This window comes from Vibrio sp. JCM 18905, from assembly GCF_055393305.1.
In genome coordinates, this window is sequence record NZ_AP043880.1 from 448,170 (window position 1) to 470,300 (window position 22,131).

The following is a 22,131-nucleotide window of genomic DNA, read 5'->3' on the forward strand; positions in this document are numbered from 1 at the left end:
CGCGTCGTCGATCAATAATGATCACGACGAATCATAACTAGGAAGGAACACGATCGTGTCTAAAGAAAAATTTGAACGTACGAAACCGCACGTTAACGTTGGTACTATCGGCCACGTTGACCACGGTAAAACAACTCTAACTGCAGCTATCTGTACTACTCTTGCTAAAGTTTACGGCGGTGTAGCTAAAGACTTCGCATCTATCGATAACGCTCCAGAAGAGCGTGAGCGCGGTATCACAATCGCAACTTCTCACGTTGAGTACGACACTCCAACTCGTCACTACGCACACGTTGACTGTCCAGGACACGCGGACTACGTTAAAAACATGATCACTGGTGCTGCACAGATGGACGGTGGTATCCTAGTTGTTGCTGCGACAGATGGCCCAATGCCACAAACTCGTGAGCACATCCTACTAGGCCGTCAGGTTGGTATCCCATACATCATCGTATTCATGAACAAATGTGACATGGTTGACGATGAAGAGCTACTAGAACTAGTAGAAATGGAAGTTCGTGAACTTCTATCTGAATATGATTTCCCAGGTGATGACCTACCAGTTATCCAAGGTTCTGCACTAGGCGCACTAAACGGCGAAGAGCAGTGGGAAGCGAAAATCGTTGAACTAGCTGAAGCTCTAGATACTTACATCCCTGAGCCAGAGCGTGCGGTAGATCAGCCATTCCTAATGCCTATCGAAGACGTATTCTCAATCCAAGGTCGTGGTACAGTAGTAACTGGCCGTATCGAGCGTGGTATCCTAACTGTAGGTGACGAAGTTGCTATCGTAGGTATCAAAGACACTACTACTACTACATGTACTGGTGTTGAGATGTTCCGTAAGCTTCTAGACGAAGGCCGTGCAGGTGAGAACGTTGGTGCACTTCTACGTGGTACTAAGCGTGACGAAGTTGAACGTGGTCAAGTACTAGCGAAGCCTGGTTCAATCACTCCACACACTAAGTTCGAATCAGAAGTATACGTACTGTCTAAAGATGAAGGTGGTCGTCACACTCCATTCTTCAAAGGCTACCGTCCACAGTTCTACTTCCGTACAACTGACGTAACTGGTGACATCCAGCTACCAGAAGGCGTAGAAATGGTAATGCCAGGTGACAACGTACAGATGACTGTTGAGCTAATCGCACCAATCGCAATGGACGAAGGTCTACGTTTCGCGATCCGTGAAGGTGGCCGTACAGTAGGTGCTGGTGTTGTTGCTAAGATCTTCGACTAATTCATAACGAATTAAACGAAATCTTGCACTCTTCTTCTTTATGAAGAAAGCGCATCGAGAAAGGGAAGCTTAGGCTTCCCTTTTTTATATCTAAATTATATTTGGTTATAAGTGTTCGTAGGAAATACGTTAATTTTTTAATTTAAAAACAGAATATTACCGGCTCTATTTTTCAACACCTTTGGTCGTAACACCTAACTCTCTGATCTTGGCCTACTGTCACCAAATCTATATAACAAAATATTCTGAACAGACCCATCAATGCGACTGGTAACAAGAACTATTCTTGTTTATATTGGTTGCCACAGGTTAATTTAATAGGTTTTTGAGTATGTACGTTTGTCTTTGCCATGGGGTCTCCGACAAGAAAATTAGGAAGTTGGCGATAGATGAAGGCGTAACGGATATTAAAGGAATCAAAAAATGCACAGCATTGGGTAGCCAATGTGGTAAGTGCATCAGACAGGCCAAGGATATTTTAGCGGAAACCAGTTACACGGTATTCAAACAAGCTAGCTAATTACTGTGAGCATGCGGTAATTAAGTAATTATTTGCCTAGCGTTTTGACACCTTCTCATTTGCTTCTACATTTAAATGAAGCTAAAGAGGAGGTTTTTGTCATGAAAGGCGATCCAATCATCATCCAACATCTCAATAAAGTGCTCGGAAATGAGCTCATCGCTATTAATCAGTATTTTCTTCATGCTCGAATGTATAAGGACTGGGGGTTAAAGCACCTAGCAGATAAGGAATATCACGAATCTATCGATGAGATGAAACATGCCGATCATCTGATTGAGCGTATTTTGTTTCTTGAGGGCTTACCGAATCTACAAGATTTAGGCAAGTTGATGATAGGTGAAGACACTAAAGAAATGCTCGAGTGTGACTTAAAGCTTGAAATGGCCGCCATTCCAGATTTAAAAGATGCGATTGCTTATGCTGAAGACATTCGAGACTATGTGTCTCGCGATCTATTTCAAGATATTCTTGAAGATGAAGAAGAGCATGTTGATTGGCTAGAGACGCAACTTGGCTTGATTGAAATGTCTGGCATTGAGAACTACCTCCAAGCGCAATACGTAGACGAAGAGTAATAACGTCCAGGATTTTGCGCACTTCAATTGTAAGAAGAAAAGAGCACCTGACTCGAAAATCAGGTGCTTATCCCCGCTATCTGGTCTAATCTCTTTTATTATCGGCTTTTTAAGGATATTGCTCGCAATCTTGCCTATGAAGTTTGATTTCTATCCGATAGAATTTATCCCCCCTTACCTAAAAATAAAAAAGAGAAACGTCCATGTCTGAAGACAATCGCCAAGCAGCCACTCCAGAAGAAGAACATCGCCAAAAAGCATTGGATTACCATGCTTATCCAACCCCAGGGAAGATTGCTGTCGAGTTGACAAAGCCTGCGGAAACGGCGGGTGATCTTGCCCTTGCTTACAGCCCTGGTGTTGCAGAACCAGTGCGTGAGATCGCACAAAACCCTGATAACGTGTACAAGTACACAGCGAAAGGCAACATGGTTGCTGTTATTTCTAACGGTACCGCTATTTTAGGTCTAGGTAACCTAGGTCCACTTGCATCTAAGCCAGTAATGGAAGGTAAAGCGTTACTGTTTAAGCGTTTTGCAGGTCTTGATTCGATTGATATTGAAGTTAAGCACCGCACGATCGATGAATTTGTTGATACTGTCGCAAGCATTGCAGACACCTTTGGTGGTATCAACCTTGAAGATATTAAAGCACCAGATTGCTTTGAGATTGAAAAGCGTTTAATTGAGCGTTGTGATGTACCAGTATTCCACGATGATCAGCACGGTACTGCGATTGTAACGGCGGCAGGCATGCTGAACGCGATCGAACTTCAAGGTAAGAAGCTTGAAGACTCAACGATCGTTTGTCTTGGCGCTGGCGCTGCAGCTGTTGCGTGTATGGAGCTGCTGATTAAATGTGGTGCAATGCGCGAAAAAATTTACATGCTGGATCGTAAAGGTGTGATCCACACTCGTCGTGATGATCTTAATGAATACAAGCAGCTATTCGCAAACAACACGGACAAACGCACATTAGAAGATGTGATTGAAGGCGCGGATCTGTTCCTAGGTGTATCTGGTCCAAACCTATTGCCAGCGGAAGCGTTGAAGCTGATGGCAGATAAGCCAATCGTATTTGCATGTTCGAATCCAGATCCTGAAATTAAGCCGGAACTTGCCCACGCTGTTCGTGATGATTTGATCATGGGGACTGGCCGTAGTGATTACCCGAACCAAGTAAACAACGTATTGTGTTTCCCATTCATCTTCCGTGGTGCTCTTGATGTGCGCGCAAGTGAAATCAATGATGAAATGAAACTTGCAGCCGTTGAGGCGATTCGTGAGCTAGCAAAAGAGCCTGTACCTGAAACTGTATTGAAGGCCGCAGGCGTCGATAAGCTTGAGTTTGGTGCAGACTACATCATTCCAAAACCAATGGACTCACGTTTACTACCACGTGTTGCAAAAGCAGTGGCTCAGGCGGCGGTTGATTCAGGTGTTGCTCGTATCGAGATGCCTGAAAACTACATGGCAGAGTAATATATCTATTAGATGTGATGTACAAAAAATGGGACGCAATCGCGTCCCATTTTTTATGTCATTCTGTTGGCTTGAGATAAGAATTGCTATCTGAAGCCTCCAGCCTCGCTTTTTTACTCTTCGTCAAACGACTCAAATTCGATGCCCATTTCCGTCATCAGTGCTTTTACTTCTGTTGGAATATCATCTGGACGGTCTTTACGAAGGTCTTCATCTGTTGGAAGTGGCTGACCTGTGTACGCGTGCAAAAATGCTTCGCATAGTAATTCACTATTGGTTGCATGGCGTAAGTTATTGATCTGACGGCGAGTACGCTCATCAGTTAGCACTTTTAAAACTTTTAGCGGGATAGAGACGGTAATTTTTTTTACTTGTTCGCTTTTTTTGCCGTGCTCTGCATATGGGCTAATGTATTCGCCATTCCAGTCAGCCATTGCACACCTTCATTTATGTAATCGGTTAAAAATAATTTAGGTGCTGATTTTAGCTGCATTTACCGCCATAAGCAAAGACATATAGACGTCTAGAAGTGTTGACGTCTCATTTTTTGACGAGTAAAGTGAACAGAACAGCAAAGGAAGCGTGTTGATCACTTTATTTTACTCATTAGATATAGCGCATTCCTATTTAGAAGTCATTACCCGTGAAAGGATACACCCATGAGCTCTCGCAAACCTGCGACCATTGCAGTACGCACTGGTATTGAATCAGACAGCCAATATCACGCTGTCGTTCCACCTATTTATCTTTCCACTAACTATGGTTTTCCTGCTTTTGGTGAAGTACCTAAGTATGATTACACGCGATCTGGAAATCCAAACCGCGGACTGTTGGAAAGTGCGTTATCTGAACTCGAGTCTGGAAAAGGAGCGGTTGTCACGAACTGCGGTACGTCTGCATTAAATTTATGGGTGTCCGCTTTTCTTGGCCCTGATGATCTCATTATTGCTCCTCACGATTGTTATGGCGGCACCTATCGTCTTTTTAATACCCGAGCCAACAAAGGCGATTTTAAGGTTCAGTTTGTCGATCAATCAGACGAGCAAGCTTTGGATGCAGCATTAGCACAAAAACCAAAACTCATTTTGCTAGAAACTCCGTCAAACCCTCTGGTTCGCGTAGTGGATATTGCAGCTACCTGTGAAAAAGCGAAACAAGTCGGCGCGTTAGTTGCGGTGGACAATACCTTTTTGACACCCGTGTACCAAAAGCCCTTGGACTTGGGCGCAGATTTCGTCATTCACTCCACAACGAAGTATATCAACGGTCATTCAGACGTGATTGGTGGCGTGATCATCACCAAAACAGAAGCGCATGCAGAAGAGCTTGCATGGTGGGGCAATTGCATTGGTGCGACTGGCACACCTTTCGATAGTTATATGACGTTGCGAGGCATTCGTACACTTGGTGCTCGCATGCGAGTGCATGAAGAGAGTTCACAGCAGGTACTGGCTTATCTCCAGAAGCAAGCGTTAGTTAAAACCATTTATCATCCAAGCCTGCCGGAGCACCCAGGTCATGACATCGCTAAAAAGCAGCAAACTGGTTTTGGCTCTATGCTGAGCTTTGAGTTTGCCGGTTCGTTTGAGCAGTTAAAAGTGTTCGTTAAAGAGCTCCAACTGTTTTCATTGGCTGAGTCATTAGGTGGAGTAGAAAGCTTGATTTGTCATCCGGCATCCATGACGCATCGCGCTATGGGAGAGGAAGCACTGGCAGAAGCGGGGGTGTCACATCAACTATTGCGTTTGTCTGTCGGCTTGGAAGATGCACAAGATCTCATCACGGATTTAGAGCAAGCATTCGCTAAAGCTGCCCAACAATAGGAGACGAGAATAATGACTGTACAACGTCAGCTGCATAAGTTTGGTGGCAGTAGCTTAGCAAACCCAGAATGCTATTTACGCGTTGTGGATATTCTTAAGGAGTATTCGACGGAAAATGATCTCGTGGTCGTTTCGGCGGCAGGAAAAACTACTAACCGCTTGATTGAGTTCCTGGAAGGGTTAGAGAAAGATGGCCGAATCGCACATGAAGCACTTCAAAGCCTAAGGCAGTTCCAAACGGAGCTAATAGAAAATTTGTTGGAAAATGAAGTACAAGAAGAGCTATTAGCGTTACTGCATGATGAGTTCAGTACCTTATCTGAGCTGACAGCACCACTCACTGGCGCGCAAAAAGCCGCGGTACTAGGACATGGAGAAGTTTGGTCTGCTCGCCTATTGGCCGCGTTATTATCTCAACGTTCTATCCCCGCTGTTGCACAAGATGCACGAGCGTTTTTACGTGCGGAAGCCGGGACTCAACCTGAAGTTGATCGCGCTCGTTCATATCCTTTGATAAAAGAAGTTCTCGCGCAACACAATCATAAACGTGTGGTAATTACTGGCTTTATGGCTCAGAACGAGACGGGCGAAACCATTTTACTTGGTCGTAATGGCTCTGACTATTCTGCAACTGTCATTGGTGCTCTGGCTGAAGTGAGCACGGTCACCATTTGGAGTGACGTTGCCGGTGTCTATAGTGCCGATCCGCGTTTGGTGGCAGACGCATGTCTGTTACCGTTACTTCGATTGGATGAAGCCAGCGAACTCGCCCGTTTAGCCGCCCCAGTCCTACACAGTCGTACACTTCAGCCTGTGGCGCAAAGTACTATGGATCTCAACCTCAAGTGTAGCTATCTGCCGGAATCGGGCTCTACTCGTATTGAGCGTGTCTTAGCGTCTGGCCGTGGCGCTAAAATTATTACCTCGCTGGATGATGTTTTATTGGTGCAGATGTCTTTCATGCATGGGCACGACTTCGAAAAAACACAGAATGATGTATTACAAGCGTTGCAGCGAGCGCAATTGGAGCCATTGGCATTTGAGGCACAGCCCGATCAACACACGTTGCGCTTGGCGTATACCGCAGAAATTGCCGGTGGCGCACTGAAACACTTACAAGAGCTTGCGGTTGAAGCGGAGATTAAGCTCAAAGAAGGCTACTCTCTCTTGGCGGCGGTAGGCGCTGGCGTTACGAAAAACGCCAACCATTGTTTTGGTTTTTATCAGAAGTTAAAACACTCTCCGGTTGAATTTATTTCTGAAACTGAGTCGGGGCTGAGTTTAGTCGCCGTTTTGCGTCGTACTGATACCGAAGTGTTGGTTCAAACGATTCATAGCCAGTTGTTCCAAGCGCAAAAGCGCGTGGCGGTGGCTTTATGTGGCAAGGGCAACATTGGTTCTAGCTGGTTAAATTTATTTGCAACTCAAAAAGGTGAACTCGAAAAACGTCATGGAATGAGCTTTGACCTTGTAGCGGTCGTGGATAGTCAAACCTACTGGTTCGATGAGCAAGGTATTGATGCAGCAAGTGTTGCTGAACGATTTGATGATGAAAGCCTAGCAAACGATGGGTCTTGGTTGACTCACTTAGGAGCGCTAAAAAATTACGATGAAGCCGTAGTGTTTGATGTGACAGCGAGCAAAGACTTAGCTCAGCGCTATGTAGAAATTGCGCAGCAGGGCATTCATTTGATTTCCGCTAACAAAGTGGCAGGTTCGGCAGATAGCCAATATTACCATCAGGTTCAAGATGCATTCGCTAAAATTGGTCGTTATTGGCTGTACAATGCGACGGTTGGTGCAGGGTTACCAATAAACCATACCGTGCGAGATCTACGTGAAAGTGGGGATGAGATCGTTGCTCTATCGGGTATTTTCTCAGGGACGTTATCATGGTTATTCCAACAATTTGACGGCTCAGTACCATTTAATGATTTAGTCGACCTCGCTTGGCAGCAAGGTTTAACAGAGCCTGATCCTCGTTCTGATTTAGATGGTTCAGATGTGATGCGTAAGCTGGTTATCTTAGCTCGAGAGTCTGGTCTCGATATTGAGCCGGGCAGCGTTAAGGTTGAATCTCTGGTACCAGAAGAATTAACAGAACTTAGCATCGATGACTTCTTCGATAACGGAGGACTGTTGAGTGAAATACTTCAAGAGCGTCTGACAAAAGCACAGAGAAACGATCAAGTGCTTCGCTACGTTGCTCGTTTAGAAAAAAATGGTAAAGCGACGGTGGGAGTAGAAGCGTTATCTCGTGAACATGCGCTCGCCAACCTACTGCCGTGTGACAACATTTTTGCCATTGAAAGTAAGTGGTATAAAGATAACCCACTTGTTATTCGAGGGCCTGGCGCAGGAAGAGAAGTGACAGCCGGCGCGATTCAATCCGATCTCAACCGATTAGCTGGTTTATTCTAAAGTTGCGAGATACCTAAAACCCTGGAACCCGACCAGGGTTTTTTATTCTTCCTTCAGTGCCATACTGAAGTATCGGCTTGTGATAAGTGGTGAAATAACGTTCAAGTAATAACTTGAACTATCCTCATTATTAACTTGAGAAAAATTCATAATTACAAGGTTGACATTAAATCGTATTCAATACATTCTGTAGACATATAGACGTCTAAACGTCGATTTAAGGAATTTGTTTTCGTGGCGGAGTGCCACAGGGAGAGTAAGATGGGATACACACACGCAGGCCATATTGACGCCTTGAACCAGAATATTGCTGAGTTGTCAGACAACATCAATGTATCATTTGAGTTTTTTCCACCAAGCAGCGCTAAGATGGAAGAGACACTCTGGAATTCAGTGCACCGTCTTAAAACGCTCCAACCTAAATTTGTTTCTGTGACTTACGGCGCTAACTCTGGCGAGCGTGACAGAACGCACTCCATCATTAAAGAAATCAAGGCAACAACCGGATTGGTTGCTGCTCCTCACCTCACTTGTATTGATGCGACTCGCGAAGAGTTAATTAATATTGCCGATGATTACTGGAATAATGGTATTGAAAATATCGTTGCTCTGCGTGGTGATATTCCTCCTGGTGGCGGTGCGCCTGACATGTATGCCTCGGATCTGGTTGAGTTGCTGAAATCACGTCACGATTTTGATATCTCAGTTGCCGCATTTCCTGAGGTTCACCCTGAAGCTAAAAGTGCGCAGTCTGACTTATTGAACCTAAAACGTAAGGTTGATGCAGGCGCAAACCGTGCAATTACTCAGTTCTTTTTTGATGTTGAGTCTTACCTTCGTTTCCGCGATCGCTGTGTGGCGGCAGGAATTGATGTGGAAATTGTTCCTGGTATTTTGCCAGTGTCGAATTTTAAGCAAGCCTCTCGCTTTGCTGCGCAGAACAATGTGAAAGTACCAGGCTGGATGAGTAAACAGTTCGAAGGCTTGGATGATGATCCGGTGACTCGTCAGCTTGTAGGAGCTAGCCAAGCTATTGATATGGTGCGTGTACTGAGTCGTGAAGGCGTTAAGGATTTCCACTTCTACACCCTAAACCGTGCAGAGATGACTTACGCTTTATGTCATACGCTAGGCGTTCGTCCTCGCGCTGCAGTAGGTGCATAAATCGACCGGGTTTCAAAAAGACAAAAGGCTTGCCGAGCGGCAAGCCTTTTTCGTTGTATCAAAGTAAAAGGAAATTAACCAATCACTTCAAGTTCTGTTAGAACTTCTTCAGCCCACGTGATCCACGTTTCACGTAACAGTAGGTTACGACGAAGCGTTAGACGTTCTAGGCGAGCTTGTTTGTCTAAAGTTGACGGTGTTGCGTAGTAAGCCGCTTCAATTTCTTTGTAGTGAGAAACCAGTTTGCGAGACTCTTCAACTAGTTCGGCGAGTTGATCACGGAAAGGTGTTGATGGTTGAACGGCACATGCCATCAATTTCGCTGAAAATTCATCACGAACAGTCGGGTGTGCAGTTGGTTGATCAAACCATTCTCCTAAAGCGCTGCGACCAGCATCTGTGATGGAGTAAACCTTACGGTCTGGTTTGCCTTCTTGGGGTTCTAATACGCAAGTAACCAGCTCTTTCTCGGCCATTTTATTGAGTTCACGGTACACTTGTTGGTGGCTTGCTTTCCAGAAGTAACCGATGCTAGCAGAGAATTCTTTAGTGATATCGTAACCGGTTGCGTCGCGAGTGCTAAGAACAGTTAAGATTACGTGTGGTAATGACATGTCTTCAATCCAAATGGTCAATAAACTTGTAAACAAGCTACTTATACTTTCAGCTGTGCTCTTTCTGGCACTTGAGTTTTTTAATGTATAAGTAGCACCAACAATGTTGGTCCTGTCACCTTAAAGCCGTTTATCACCTAGAGAGATGGGGAGTCCCATCATGGCTGGAGCAGGTATGATTGGATTTATGAGCTCTCAGCAGGCAAGTAGTATATAAATAATAAGCATGAAGTGGAATAGTAGGACAAAATTACCCTAAAAAACTAACATAATAATCAATAGCGTTAACTTGTGGTTTTTTATTCTTTTTATGTGGTAATTTTTGGGTTTTTTATAGTTTATTAAACTGCCTTTTGGTTGCGCAATTATCCAGCGCCAAAAAAAAGCTGAGCACTTGCTCAGCTTTTTTATTACAAATGAAGTGATTAGCCTGTGTTGCGCATGCCAGCTGCAATACCAGCAATTGTCACCATTAGCGCTTCTTCTAGGTTTGCAGATGCTTCTTCGGTTTGGCGTGTACGGTATAGCAACTCGGCTTGTAGCATGTTCAATGGCTCAACGTAGATGTTGCGCAAGCGAATCGATTCGAGTCCCCAAGGGTCATGCTGCATCAAGTTTTCGTTGTTCTCTACATTCAGTACTGCTTTGATATCTTCTTGAAGCTGAGCGCGCAGCTTTTCACCGAGTGGACGGAGTGATTCATCCACCAATCGCTCATCATAATAGCGAGAAATATCGATATTACACTTCGAGTACACCATTTCTAACATGCCAAGGCGAGTCGAGAAGAACGGCCATTCACGACACATCTCTTCGAGCAACGCTTGGTGGCCTTTATCGATCGAGTATTGAATCGCTTCACCCGCACCTAACCATGCTGGAAGTACCAAACGATTTTGGCTCCACGAGAAGATCCACGGGATTGCACGTAAGCTTTCCACTCCGCCCTTCGGATTACGTTTTGCAGGACGAGAGCCAAGTGGCAACTTACCGAGCTCGAGCTCTGGTGTCGCTTGACGGAAGTAAGGCACAAAATCAGGCTCGCCGCGAACTACGTTGCGATAAGACTCGCAGCTAACTTCTGATAGCACTTCCATTAAGTCGCGCCATTCTTGTTTTGGCTCTGGTGGTGGCAATAGGTTGGCTTCTAGAATCGCGCTCGCGTAAAGGTTAAAACTGTTTACGGCGACGTCTGGGAGACCGAGTTTAAAGCGGATCATCTCGCCCTGTTCTGTTACGCGCAAACCACCTTTCAAGCTTTTTGGTGGTTGAGACAGAAGTGCAGCGTGTGCTGGCGCGCCACCGCGGCCTACTGTACCGCCACGACCGTGGAATAGAGTCAGTTCAACACCTTCTTCTTCCGCCACTTTTACTAACGATTCCATCGCATGGTACTGAGCCCAGCCTGCAGACATGACACCCGCATCTTTCGCTGAGTCAGAGTAACCAATCATGACCATTTGGTGGTTTTGGATAAAGCCACGGTATAGGTCGATACCCATCAGCTGTTTGATGACCGATTCTGCATTGTTCAAGTCGTCTAGCGTCTCGAATAATGGGCAAACATCCATACGATATGGGCAGCCAGCTTCTTGCAGAAGTAGGTGGACTGCTAACACATCCGATGCAGTGCGTGCCATAGAAATAACGTAGGCACCGAATGCTTCACGCGGTTGTGCTGCAATAATCTTACAGGTGTCCAAAACCTCTTTGACAGGTTCTGATGGTTCCCAATCACGAGGCAGAAGAGGACGCTTAGATGCGAGTTCGTTGGTTAGGAAAGCAATCTTATCTTGCTCGCTCCATTGTTCGTAATCACCAATGCCTAAGTAGCGGGTTAATTCAGACAATACGTCTGAATGACGCGTGCTCTCTTGGCGGATATCAAGGCGAACAAGATGAATACCAAATGCTTTTACGCGGCGCAATGTATCTAGTAGAGAGCCATTTGCGATCACACCCATGCCACATTCATTTAGCGACTGGTAACAGGCATACAGAGGTTCCCAAAGTTGCTCGACTTTTTGCAACGGAGCTTTAACGGCCAGTTTTTGACCATGGATTTTAGCATCGAGAATATCTTTGGTTTCGTTCAATAGTGAGCGAAGTTGTTTCAGGATCGCACGATATGGTTCGTGCTGATCTTCGCCAGCAAGTTCACGAACTTGATCGTTTGAAACCGTCATAGACAGTTCACTGATCAACTCGTTGATGTCATTGAGATAAAGATCTGCGGCTTTCCAACGAGACAGAAGCAATACTTCACGTGTCACGCTATGAGTGACAAACGGGTTACCGTCGCGGTCACCCCCCATCCAAGAAGAGAAGTGCACAGGGCGAGCATCAATTGGTAAACCTTCACCCAAGTAAGATTTCAAGCGATCGTGCATTTCACGTAAGAAGTCTGGCACTGCTTCCCACAGTGAGTTTTCTACTACGGCAAAACCCCATTTCGCTTCATCCAATGGAGTAGGGCGTTGTTGACGAATTACGTCAGAATGCCAGCTTTGTGCGATAAGTTGCTCTAAGCGACGCTCGGTTTTCTTGCGCTCTTTAGAAGAAAGATCACTCAGTTCCAACTTTGATAAGCACTCGTTGATCTTGACCAATTTGTTGATCATCGTGCGACGCGTGATTTCCGTTGGGTGAGCCGTCAATACCAATTCAATATTCAGATCACGAACCGCTTGCGCAGTGTCCAGTTTGCTCACATCGTTTTGTACCAGTTTAGAAAACAGCGAGTTAATCGCGTCTGGTTCACAGATGTGTTCTTCACAGTGGCGTGAAATCGTGTGGTATTGCTCAGCAATATTGGTGAGATTTAGAAATTGGTTAAACGCACGGGTAACGGGCGTTAGTTGCTCATCGGGTAGGTGTTTGATTTCTTCTATCAAGCTTTCCCTGTCTGCTTGATTACCTGCTTGAGCCGATTTGGATAATTTACGAATGGTTTCCACTTTCTCGAAGATTTCTTCGCCATGGGCATCGCGAATGGTGTTACCCAATAAGTGGCCTAACATGCGCACATTACTTTTGAGTGCGGCGTATTTCTCGTTCATTGTCGTCCTGCCTCGTAAAAAAACTACATCCATTGTCCTTGTTAAGACTCCAATCTAGCGAAAAGCACCAGTTATAGTCAAATAAAGCAGACTAAGTTTGCAATTATTCCGCTGTCTCCTGATTTAGAGCAAATTTACGGCAGCTGTAGAATAAGAAGTGAAAATTAATTACAAAATAACAAGTTAAAGAAGTGTTAAGGCTAGCGCTAAATTGTGAAGATAAAAAGATGCAGCTCAATCGAGCTGCACTGACTTTTGAGTTTATTCGTGTATTAACAGCAATACTTGACCATTGCCTTTGAAAGCACATCAATTGTGGGATCGATAAAATCAAATGAGAGAAACTCATCCGGTTGGTGCGCTTGGTCAATTGAACCCGGGCCGAGAACTAAGGTTGGACAGAGCTGTTGTAAGAAGGGCGCCTCAGTACAGTAGTTCACGGTTTCTGAACTGGTTTGGCAGATCTCTTCAACACCACCGATAAATGGGTGGTCATGTTGGCATTCGTAACCCGGAATTGGTTCATGTAACGGAATTATCTCCAAGCGTCCAGGCCACTTTGCTTCGACTTCTTTTAATGCTCCGCGCAGCATATTTTCTAGGCCATCCAGGCTGATCCCTGGTAGTGGGCGAACATCATAGTGCAGCTCACAACAACCACAAATACGGTTAGCGCTGTCACCGCCGTGAATGTGTCCAAGGTTTAGGGTAGGGCTTGGAATGGCAAAACCCGGATGGTGGTATTCTTTCACCAATTTATCGCGCAGTTGCATCATGGCAAACATCACTTCATGCATGATCTCAATCGCGTTAACGCCTAAGGCAGGATCGGATGAATGGCCTGACTTACCCGTGACCCGAATTGCATTAGCCACATGACCTTTGTGGCCGCGAATAGGAACGAGGCTGGTAGGCTCACCAATAATGCAGTAATCCGGCTTAAAAGGGGCGTTTACGGTGAAATGTCGCGCACCCAACATGGTGGTTTCTTCGTCACAAGTGGCTAATACGTATAGCGGCTTGGCTTGCTTGCTCCAGTCGACTTTTTTGACGGCTTCGTAAATAAAGGCAAAAAAGCCTTTCATGTCTGCCGTGCCTAAACCGTAAAAGCGGTTGTCTTTTTCAGTCAGTTTATGTGGATCAAAACTCCATCGCCCTTGATCGAATGGCACGGTATCACTATGGCCCGCAAGTAAAAGGCCGCCTTCACCCTCACCCATACGTGCAATCATATTGTGCTTGCCTGGCTCGACCTCGATCACTTCAACGCTAAAACCCAGATCTTTAAACCAAGATGCGAGTTTTTCGATGACTTTTGCATTGCCCTGATCCCAGCTCGGATCCGTGGAGCTGATAGAAGAGGTGCTGATGAGTCCTTCATAGACCTCTAGAAAAGTTGGTAATTGCATGGATTCTTCAAATCTCCTGTTGACAGACAGACCACAAAAATGTAAAACACATATTAAATCATATTTAATGAATAAAAAATCAAAATAAAGCAAAAATTAAATATGAATAGTCATTTGAGCCTTTAAGTATATGGATGTCACACAATGCTAAAAACCACGATTATTGGAGCCAGCGGTTACACCGGCGCAGAGTTAGCGTTAATGGTTAATAAACACCCACAACTCACGCTATCAGGTTTATACGTTTCCGCCAACAGTGTTGATGCAGGAAAGAATATTGCGCAGCTGCACGGTAAGTTAGCAGGCATCATTGATATGCCGGTCTCGCCACTAACGGATCCACTGCAAATTGCTCAAGAATCGGATGTGGTGTTTTTAGCAACGGCTCATGAGGTGAGCCACGATCTAGCCCCAACTTTCTTGGAGGCCGGCTGTCAGGTATTCGATTTATCGGGGGCATTCCGCGTCCAAAGTGAAGGTTTTTACAACACCTTTTATGGCTTCGAGCATCAACATAATAACTGGCTAGATAAAGCTGCATACGGCTTAGCAGAGTGGAACCAGGAATCAATTAAAACTGCTCCCTTAGTTGCTGTAGCAGGTTGCTACCCGACTGCTTCGCAGTTAGCCATCAAACCTCTACTCGAAAATGCATTAGTGGATACCAATCAATGGCCTGTCATTAACGCGACCAGCGGTGTGTCCGGAGCTGGGCGTAAAGCTTCTATGGTGAACAGTTTCTGTGAAGTGAGCTTGCAACCTTATGGTGTATTTACTCATCGTCACCAACCAGAAATTGCTCAGCACTTAGGTTGCGATGTGATTTTTACTCCGCACCTAGGCAACTTTAAACGCGGCATTCTTGCCACGATCACCATGAAGCTAGCATCAGGCGTTACAGAGCAACAAGTCGCTCAAGCATTTGAACAAGCTTATCTAGGAAAGCCTGCCGTGCGTTTAAAAGGCGATGGCATTCCACGTATTCAGGATGTCGAAAATACCCCTTTCTGCGATATCGGCTGGAAGGTACAAGGCGAACACATCATTGTGATTTCAGCCATCGACAACCTACTCAAAGGTGCATCAAGTCAAGCGATGCAATGTCTCAATATTCATTATGGTTACCCAGAACTGACAGCGTTGCTGTAGTCGTTGAAAGAGGGAAATGCGATGACGCAAACCAATCAAGCTCCTTTAGTCATTAAGCTAGGCGGTGCAGCTCTATCTTGCACTCAAACCTTAAGCCAACTGTTTGGTGCCATTGCGGCTTACCAAAAATCGGCACAGCGACAAATCGCCATCGTTCATGGCGGTGGCTACCTAGTTGATGAGTTGATGGCAAAGCTTCAGCTTGAAACCGTAAAGAAAAACGGTTTACGCGTAACGCCTTACGATCAAATTCCGGTGATTGCAGGCGCGCTTGCAGGTACCGCAAACAAGCTGCTTCAAGGTCAAGCGATTGCGGACGGTCTTAACGCTGTGGGTCTTAGCCTTGCGGATGGTGGTTTGTGTCTTGTTGAAGAACTTGACCCAGAACTCGGCGCGGTAGGTAAAGCATCACCGGGTGATTCAACGCTATTACAAGCGGTACTAAACACAGGCGCACTGCCGATCATCAGTTCAATTGGCTTAACCACAGATGGCCAGATGATGAATGTGAATGCTGACCAAGCCGCAGTCGCGGTGGCAGGTGCTCTCGATGCTGAATTAGTCCTGTTGTCAGATGTGAGTGGCGTACTCGATGGCAAAGGGCATTTGATCAAAACGCTATCTGAGCAAGAAGCCGATGCATTGATCAAAGGGCAAGTGATCACAGACGGCATGATCGTCAAAGTTAAAGCTGCTTTGGAGGCGGCCAATGATCTTGGTCGCCCTATCGAAGTCGCGACCTGGCGTTACCCAGAAAAATTAGTACAGCTATTCGCTGGTGAAAGTATTGGAACGCAATTTTTGCCTCAATAAGCATCAGCAAAAGAATTCAATATTAGGAAGTAGTAGTTGGCACTGACCGCCGAGCGCAGCGCCAGTTAAGTTTGGAGAATAAAGATGAGCAAAGTGAACGTAAATAAAGTGGTAGTCGCATACTCAGGCGGTCTAGATACCTCAGTAATTATCCCGTGGCTAAAAGAGAACTACGATTGTGAAGTCGTTGCTTTCGTTGCCGATGTTGGTCAAGGCGCAGAAGAGCTAGAAGGTATTGAAGAGAAAGCAAAAGCCTCAGGTGCTTCTGAGTGTTACATCGCTGATCTGAAAGAAGAGATGGTGGCGGATTACATTTACCCAACGCTAAAAACCGGCGCGTACTACGAAGGTAAGTACCTGCTGGGAACATCAATGGCGCGTCCAATTATTGCTAAAGCACAGGTTGAAGTCGCACGTAAAGTGGGCGCGGACGCATTGTGTCACGGCTGTACAGGTAAAGGTAATGACCAAGTTCGTTTCGAAGGCGCATTCGCAGCACTAGCACCAGATCTACAAGTGATTGCCCCTTGGCGTGAATGGGACCTAGTGAGCCGTGAAGAATGTTTAGATTACCTAGCTGAGCGTAACATTCCTTGTTCAGCGTCTCTTACTAAGATCTACTCACGTGATGCAAATGCATGGCATATTTCCACTGAAGGTGGCGTCCTAGAAGATACGTGGAACGCACCAAACGAAGATTGCTGGGTATGGACTGTAGACCCAGAGCAAGCACCAAACGAAGCGGAATACGTCACGCTGAAAGTAGAAAAAGGTGAAGTGGTCGAAGTTGATGGCGAAGCGATGACACCATACAACGCGTTGGTGTATCTAAACGAAAAAGGTGCGAAGCACGGTGTTGGTCGTATCGATATCGTTGAAAACCGTCTTGTAGGAATGAAATCTCGTGGCTGCTACGAAACACCGGGAGGCACCATCATGATGGAAGCGCTACGTGCCGTTGAACAGCTCGTGCTAGACAAATCATCATTCGAATTCCGTGAAGAGCTGGGTCTAAAAGCGTCTCACCTTGTGTACGATGGCCGTTGGTTTACGCCACTATGTAAGTCGATCCTTGCCGCTTCAGAAGAGCTAGCGCAAGACGTGAATGGCGAAGTGGTTGTTAAGCTCTACAAAGGCCAAGCCACGGTAACGCAAAAACGTTCTGACAACAGCTTGTACTCAGAAGAGTTCGCGACTTTTGGTGAAGATGAGGTTTACGACCAAAGCCATGCGGGTGGTTTCATCCGTCTTTACTCGCTATCAAGCCGTATCCGTGCGTTGAGCAGCCAGAAGAAATAATCTCTCCACATCTTGGATTGAGTAAAGACCTGCTATTGGATAGCAGGTCTTTTTTGTTGGCTTACGTCTATGAGCACAAAGATGCAAATACATTTCGTTTGAATATATATGTAAAAATATTGAATTTATACTTTATTTTTTGTCGAAATTGCCGTAACGTTGACCCATAAGAAAAAGTGAGCAAATGACCATCAAATTGGTTACTACTCATTCGAGAACGTTAGAGTAAGCAATAGTCATCAGGAGAAACGCAATGGCATTATGGGGCGGAAGATTTACCCAAGCGGCAGACACTAGATTTAAAGAGTTTAACGATTCGTTGCGTTTTGACTACCGATTGGCTGAGCAAGACATCGTAGGTTCAATCGCATGGTCTAAAGCTCTGCTTTCTGTAGATGTTCTATCGGCAGAAGAACAGCAAAAGCTGGAACTTGCTTTAAACGAGCTGAAGTTAGAAGTGATGGAAGATCCTCATCAAATTCTTCGTTCAGATGCAGAAGATATCCACTCTTGGGTTGAACAGCAGCTGATTAGTAAAGTGGGAGATTTAGGTAAAAAGCTCCACACTGGGCGTTCTCGTAATGACCAAGTAGCGACAGACCTAAAACTTTGGTGTCGTCAGCAAGGCCAGCAACTGTTGATTGCTTTAGATCGTCTGCAAGCACAAATGGTTCATGTTGCTAAGCAGCACCAAGGCACTGTATTGCCTGGCTATACTCATCTTCAGCGCGCTCAACCTGTCACCTTTGCTCACTGGTGTTTGGCTTATGTTGAAATGTTCGAGCGTGACTACTCTCGTCTGAATGATGCCTTACAGCGTCTCGACACTTGTCCACTTGGCTCGGGTGCTTTAGCTGGCACGGCTTATCCGATTGATCGTGAACAATTAGCTCATAACCTTGGTTTCCACCGCGCTACGCGTAATTCACTCGATTCGGTTTCGGATCGTGATCATGTGATGGAACTGATGTCGGTGGCCTCGATTTCTATGTTGCACCTTTCTCGTCTTGCAGAAGATATGATCTTCTACAACTCAGGGGAGTCTAACTTTATTGAGTTAGCGGATACGGTGACGTCTGGTTCGTCATTAATGCCACAGAAGAAAAATCCGGATGCACTTGAGTTGATCCGTGGTAAGACAGGGCGTGTCTATGGCGCATTATCGAGCATGATGATGACAGTGAAAGCCCTACCATTGGCGTACAACAAAGACATGCAAGAAGATAAAGAAGGGTTGTTTGATGCGTTAGACACATGGAATGATTGCATGGAAATGGCAGCGCTGTGTTTTGATGGCATTAAAGTGAATGGTGAGCGTACGCTTGAAGCTGCGAAGCAAGGGTATGCGAACGCGACGGAGTTAGCTGATTACTTAGTGGCGAAAGGCATCCCGTTCCGTGAGGCGCACCATATTGTGGGCGTAGCGGTGGTAGGGGCAATTGACAAAGGCTGCGCGCTGGAAGAATTGTCTCTGCAAGAGCTAAAAGCCTTCTCTGAGGTGATTGAAGATGATGTGTATGACATTCTGACAATAGAGTCTTGTTTGGAAAAACGTTGTGCGCTGGGTGGCGTTTCGCCTCACCAAGTCGCTTATGCGGTAGAGCAAGCGGATAAACGTCTGAGCCAGCGTGACAGCTCGGCAGTGAAAGTGCGTCCTGCACGTTTGACGGACATTGAAACACTAGAGGGCATGGTGGCTTATTGGGCGAACCTCGGTGAGAATCTACCCCGCTCTCGTAATGAGCTCGTGAGAGATATAGGCTCCTTCGCGGTGGCTGAGCATCATGGTGAAGTGACAGGTTGCGCTTCTCTATATGTGTATGACTCAGGGTTGGCTGAAATACGCTCTCTTGGTATCGAAGCGGGCTGGCAAGGCCAAGGGCAGGGCAGTGCAATCGTAAATCACTTGGTTGAGAAAGCACGTCAAATGGCGATAAAGAAGGTCTTTGTCCTCACTCGAACGCCAGAGTTCTTTATGAAGCAGAGCTTCTTACCAACATCGAAGTCGCTGTTGCCAGAAAAAGTCTTGAAAGATTGCGATCAGTGTCCACGTCAGCACGCGTGTGATGAAGTGGCGCTAGAGATCAATTTAATGGAGCAAGTGATCCAAAAATCGCATGTGGCATGAGCTGAAATTTCGGAGTGATTTTATTAGCATTCAATGACATAGTTATTTTCTGATTCACTTACATCAGTATTTGCTAAAAAAATCGAAAAAATTTGGAACCTTTGAGAGGAAGCTCGGTCTATTAAAGTACCACTGCTTTTTCTTAGAAGAATCTAAGAGAGCCCCAGAACTGATATTGGTTTTGGGGCTTTTTTCTATCTGCCACTTTACTCTTTTTTATCCGTCTCTTTTCGTCCTCGCCGACGTTGCCACGGCAAGATGACAAAACGCATCCATAAGTGCAAAAATAATAAAATATTGAAAGCGAAACCAGCAAAGATCAAAGCGATCGACTCGATGCTTTGTGGATCATCTTTGAACGCAAACCACCACACAATCCAGCACAGTACCGAAAGCACCGTTAACTGATCCAAGCATCGTTGGCAACGCCCAAGCTTTTTCCAAAACCAATGTTCCTCGCAACGGCGACAAGTCATAGTGTTTTCCAAGGCATCAGTGTTGCTTCAGATTATATACCCAACACAAAGAGAGAAAGCGTTTTTTGTCGCAGCTTAGAGCGCAGGAACACAACCAAAAATGGAAAGTTAGCTTTGTAGAGCTTATGTGGCACGTGATTGATGTATGGTGCGCTGTCAGTCTTTAATAGGAAAAATAATCATGTCGACAGAATTGAAATTTGCACTGAGTATCGCTGGTGGCTTTTTTACGATCGGTGTAGTCGCGATCATCATGGTAAGTCGTTACGCAATGATGGCAGTGTAGTACTTATGTAATCGCCTCAAAGTAGTCAACAGAAAGCCTCGTTAATCACGAGGCTTTCTGTTTTGTTTGGTATGTAAAGACTGGCTCGATTGAGCATGAAAGCGTTAGCAACCAGGCCCACAGTCAAGGCAATGTTTCACCATTTCTGGCCCTAAGTGTAGTTTTGCATTCAAATCACGTAGAGCGGTGCGGACACCCTCTTCGGTCACTGGATGATAGAAGGGCATATCTAGCATCTCAGAAATCGTCATTCTATTTTGGTGTGCCCAAGCCAAAAGATGCGCGAGGTGTTCTGCGTTCGGCCCCATCATCTCTGCACCTAAAAAGCGTCCAGTACCTTGCTCGCCATAGACATGTAACATCCCTTTGTTTCGTAGCATGACACGCGAACGTCCTTGATTCTCAAACGAGACTTCGCCAGTAACAAAACAACCACAGCTTCCTAAGCGAGTTTCCAGTTGTTTGAAAGTTTCACCGACCATAGCTATTTGCGGATCGGAGAATACAGCTGAAATTGGCGAACGACGCAGACCTGCACGAATATCCGGAAAGCGACCAGCATTATCACCAGCAATGCGACCTTGGTCAGCGGCTTCGTGCAGCAGTGGAATTTGGTTACTTGCATCACCTGCGATGAAGATGCTCTCTACCGAAGTTTGCAATGTATAGTGATCTGCGGTTGGTACGCCGCGTTCATCGAGGGTAATATTGGTGTTCTCGATCGCTAGCTTATCTACGTTAGGACGTCGTCCAGTGGCTGCTAAAACGTAATCAACAATAAAGGTTTCTAATTCGCCATCGTGGTTGATGAATTGGATTTCGACCTTGTCTTCGCTGTCATTGTCTGATGAAGCAATGCGCTTCATGCTTTCTACTTTTACATCGGCATCAAGATAGAACTCTTCTTTAAAAGTTTTATCGGCATAAGCCATCACCTCTGGATCTGTCAGTGGACCAACTTGACCACCAAGACCAAAGAGCTTCACTTTCACCCCTAGGCGGTGCAATGCTTGACCGAGTTCAAGTCCGATCACTCCGGGGCCAAATACCGCAACGGACTCAGGCAAATCATCCCAATCAAAGACATCATCATTAATTACAAGACGGTCACCCAACTCATTCCAAGCTGCTGGATAGGCAGGACGAGAGCCCGTCGCGATCACAATCCGTTTTGCGGTGACCTGAGTATGGTCATCTATGATAAGTGTATGATCATCGGCAAACTTCGCGTAACCTGACAACTTGTCGTCTGCGGGAATATCATCGACGCTCTCAAGTACAAAGCCAACAAAACGATCACGTTCGCGTTTTACACGATCCATGACTTCTTGTCCGTTAATGCGTATTTCACCTTGCGGATGGATCCCAAATCCAGGCGCTTTTTCGATTTGGTGGGCACTTTCTGCGGCCGCAATCAACAGCTTAGAGGGCATGCAACCGACGCGAGCACAGGTTGTTCCGTAAGGGCCGCCTTCAATCATTACTACGCTATTAGTATGAGCTTTTGCTGCTCGATAAGCGCCAAGACCAGCAGTACCACCACCAATAATCGCTACGTCGACATTAACTTGTTTCATCGTGAACTCTCGCTTTTTGTTTTTAAGCCAAGCTAGCTACATTGAGCTTGGAGAGTGAATTGGGTCGTTGAATCTGTATAAGGAGTCACCTTAT

17 protein-coding genes are annotated in these 22,131 nt (G+C 45.6%); 11 read left to right on the top strand and 6 right to left on the bottom strand.

The genetic code is table 11. From position 1 onward, the window contains the following. Positions 1–55 precede the first annotated feature (55 nt). From tuf to ACZ5ZC_RS18775, 4 genes are all read left to right on the top strand, one after another. Positions 56–1,240 (top strand): elongation factor Tu, encoded by a 1,185-nt coding sequence (tuf, locus tag ACZ5ZC_RS18760; protein ID WP_012841343.1) that lies wholly within the window; start codon positions 56–58, stop codon positions 1,238–1,240. 331 nt (positions 1,241–1,571) lie between these two features. Then, positions 1,572–1,760: a (2Fe-2S)-binding protein gene (locus tag ACZ5ZC_RS18765; RefSeq protein WP_031780493.1), complete on the top strand. Its 189-nt coding sequence runs from the start codon at positions 1,572–1,574 to the stop codon at positions 1,758–1,760. A gap of 101 nt (positions 1,761–1,861) precedes the next feature. After that, on the top strand, positions 1,862–2,338 hold the full coding sequence (gene bfr / locus ACZ5ZC_RS18770; protein ID WP_005395745.1) for a bacterioferritin: 477 nt from the start codon (positions 1,862–1,864) through the stop codon (positions 2,336–2,338). 203 nt (positions 2,339–2,541) lie between these two features. Then, positions 2,542–3,819 (top strand): malic enzyme-like NAD(P)-binding protein, encoded by a 1,278-nt coding sequence (locus ACZ5ZC_RS18775; protein WP_006742766.1) that lies wholly within the window; start codon positions 2,542–2,544, stop codon positions 3,817–3,819. Positions 3,820–3,932: 113 nt separating this feature from the next. Here the strand turns inward: ACZ5ZC_RS18775 and metJ are convergent, their stop codons facing one another. After that, entirely contained in the window at positions 3,933–4,253 is a 321-nt protein-coding gene (gene metJ / locus ACZ5ZC_RS18780; RefSeq protein ID WP_005381353.1) for a met regulon transcriptional regulator MetJ, read from the bottom strand. 225 nt (positions 4,254–4,478) lie between these two features. Here metJ and ACZ5ZC_RS18785 point away from each other — a divergent pair, with 225 nt between their 5' ends. The 3 genes from ACZ5ZC_RS18785 (at position 4,479) to metF (ending at position 9,227) form a co-directional block, all read left to right on the top strand. Further along, positions 4,479–5,642, top strand: coding sequence for an O-succinylhomoserine (thiol)-lyase (locus tag ACZ5ZC_RS18785; protein WP_104969870.1), 1,164 nt, complete (start codon positions 4,479–4,481; stop codon positions 5,640–5,642). Between the two features lie 12 nt (positions 5,643–5,654). Next, positions 5,655–8,063: a bifunctional aspartate kinase/homoserine dehydrogenase II gene (locus tag ACZ5ZC_RS18790; protein WP_464932186.1), complete on the top strand. Its 2,409-nt coding sequence runs from the start codon at positions 5,655–5,657 to the stop codon at positions 8,061–8,063. 261 nt (positions 8,064–8,324) lie between these two features. Beyond that, positions 8,325–9,227 (top strand): methylenetetrahydrofolate reductase, encoded by a 903-nt coding sequence (gene metF / locus ACZ5ZC_RS18795; RefSeq protein WP_046874624.1) that lies wholly within the window; start codon positions 8,325–8,327, stop codon positions 9,225–9,227. Between the two features lie 74 nt (positions 9,228–9,301). Here the strand turns inward: metF and ACZ5ZC_RS18800 are convergent, their stop codons facing one another. From ACZ5ZC_RS18800 to argE, 3 genes are all read right to left on the bottom strand, one after another. Beyond that, positions 9,302–9,841, bottom strand: a complete 540-nt coding sequence (locus ACZ5ZC_RS18800) for a PadR family transcriptional regulator (RefSeq protein WP_005395734.1) — start codon at positions 9,839–9,841, stop codon at positions 9,302–9,304. A 425-nt stretch (positions 9,842–10,266) separates the two neighbouring features. Next, on the bottom strand, positions 10,267–12,900 hold the full coding sequence (ppc, locus tag ACZ5ZC_RS18805) for a phosphoenolpyruvate carboxylase (RefSeq protein ID WP_074191330.1): 2,634 nt from the start codon (positions 12,898–12,900) through the stop codon (positions 10,267–10,269). Between the two features lie 272 nt (positions 12,901–13,172). Next, positions 13,173–14,309 (bottom strand): acetylornithine deacetylase, encoded by a 1,137-nt coding sequence (gene argE / locus ACZ5ZC_RS18810; protein WP_047009947.1) that lies wholly within the window; start codon positions 14,307–14,309, stop codon positions 13,173–13,175. A gap of 144 nt (positions 14,310–14,453) precedes the next feature. Here argE and argC point away from each other — a divergent pair, with 144 nt between their 5' ends. The 4 genes from argC (at position 14,454) to argH (ending at position 19,698) form a co-directional block, all read left to right on the top strand. Next, positions 14,454–15,458, top strand: coding sequence for an N-acetyl-gamma-glutamyl-phosphate reductase (argC, locus tag ACZ5ZC_RS18815; protein ID WP_006742772.1), 1,005 nt, complete (start codon positions 14,454–14,456; stop codon positions 15,456–15,458). 21 nt (positions 15,459–15,479) lie between these two features. Next, positions 15,480–16,271 carry an acetylglutamate kinase gene (argB, locus tag ACZ5ZC_RS18820; protein WP_046874627.1) on the top strand — a complete coding sequence of 264 codons (792 nt, stop codon included), beginning with the start codon at positions 15,480–15,482 and terminating at the stop codon, positions 16,269–16,271. Positions 16,272–16,355: 84 nt separating this feature from the next. Beyond that, on the top strand, positions 16,356–17,570 hold the full coding sequence (locus tag ACZ5ZC_RS18825) for an argininosuccinate synthase (RefSeq protein WP_464932187.1): 1,215 nt from the start codon (positions 16,356–16,358) through the stop codon (positions 17,568–17,570). A 253-nt stretch (positions 17,571–17,823) separates the two neighbouring features. Continuing rightward, positions 17,824–19,698, top strand: coding sequence for an argininosuccinate lyase (argH, locus tag ACZ5ZC_RS18830; protein ID WP_104971008.1), 1,875 nt, complete (start codon positions 17,824–17,826; stop codon positions 19,696–19,698). 206 nt (positions 19,699–19,904) lie between these two features. Here the strand turns inward: argH and ACZ5ZC_RS18835 are convergent, their stop codons facing one another. Beyond that, positions 19,905–20,174: a DUF3624 domain-containing protein gene (locus ACZ5ZC_RS18835; RefSeq protein WP_012841349.1), complete on the bottom strand. Its 270-nt coding sequence runs from the start codon at positions 20,172–20,174 to the stop codon at positions 19,905–19,907. Between the two features lie 390 nt (positions 20,175–20,564). After that, complete coding sequence (locus ACZ5ZC_RS18840) at positions 20,565–22,037, bottom strand: dihydrolipoyl dehydrogenase (RefSeq protein WP_464932188.1); 1,473 nt, start codon at positions 22,035–22,037, stop codon at positions 20,565–20,567. Positions 22,038–22,131: the final 94 nt, after the last annotated feature.

What these genes read in the sequence shown, in the direction of transcription:
- ACZ5ZC_RS18825 (WP_464932187.1), top strand. Translation starts at nt 16,356, where the DNA reads ATGAGCAAAGTGAACGTAAATAAAGTGGTAGTCGCATACTCAGGCGGT.
- argB (WP_046874627.1), top strand. Translation starts at nt 15,480, where the DNA reads ATGACGCAAACCAATCAAGCTCCTTTAGTCATTAAGCTAGGCGGTGCA.
- bfr (WP_005395745.1), top strand. Translation starts at nt 1,862, where the DNA reads ATGAAAGGCGATCCAATCATCATCCAACATCTCAATAAAGTGCTCGGA.
- ACZ5ZC_RS18785 (WP_104969870.1), top strand. Translation starts at nt 4,479, where the DNA reads ATGAGCTCTCGCAAACCTGCGACCATTGCAGTACGCACTGGTATTGAA.
- ppc (WP_074191330.1), bottom strand. Translation starts at nt 12,900, where the DNA reads ATGAACGAGAAATACGCCGCACTCAAAAGTAATGTGCGCATGTTAGGC.
- metF (WP_046874624.1), top strand. Translation starts at nt 8,325, where the DNA reads ATGGGATACACACACGCAGGCCATATTGACGCCTTGAACCAGAATATT.
- argC (WP_006742772.1), top strand. Translation starts at nt 14,454, where the DNA reads ATGCTAAAAACCACGATTATTGGAGCCAGCGGTTACACCGGCGCAGAG.
- ACZ5ZC_RS18775 (WP_006742766.1), top strand. Translation starts at nt 2,542, where the DNA reads ATGTCTGAAGACAATCGCCAAGCAGCCACTCCAGAAGAAGAACATCGC.
- ACZ5ZC_RS18765 (WP_031780493.1), top strand. Translation starts at nt 1,572, where the DNA reads ATGTACGTTTGTCTTTGCCATGGGGTCTCCGACAAGAAAATTAGGAAG.
- argE (WP_047009947.1), bottom strand. Translation starts at nt 14,309, where the DNA reads ATGCAATTACCAACTTTTCTAGAGGTCTATGAAGGACTCATCAGCACC.
- ACZ5ZC_RS18835 (WP_012841349.1), bottom strand. Translation starts at nt 20,174, where the DNA reads ATGACTTGTCGCCGTTGCGAGGAACATTGGTTTTGGAAAAAGCTTGGG.
- ACZ5ZC_RS18800 (WP_005395734.1), bottom strand. Translation starts at nt 9,841, where the DNA reads ATGTCATTACCACACGTAATCTTAACTGTTCTTAGCACTCGCGACGCA.
- ACZ5ZC_RS18790 (WP_464932186.1), top strand. Translation starts at nt 5,655, where the DNA reads ATGACTGTACAACGTCAGCTGCATAAGTTTGGTGGCAGTAGCTTAGCA.
- argH (WP_104971008.1), top strand. Translation starts at nt 17,824, where the DNA reads ATGGCATTATGGGGCGGAAGATTTACCCAAGCGGCAGACACTAGATTT.
- ACZ5ZC_RS18840 (WP_464932188.1), bottom strand. Translation starts at nt 22,037, where the DNA reads ATGAAACAAGTTAATGTCGACGTAGCGATTATTGGTGGTGGTACTGCT.
- metJ (WP_005381353.1), bottom strand. Translation starts at nt 4,253, where the DNA reads ATGGCTGACTGGAATGGCGAATACATTAGCCCATATGCAGAGCACGGC.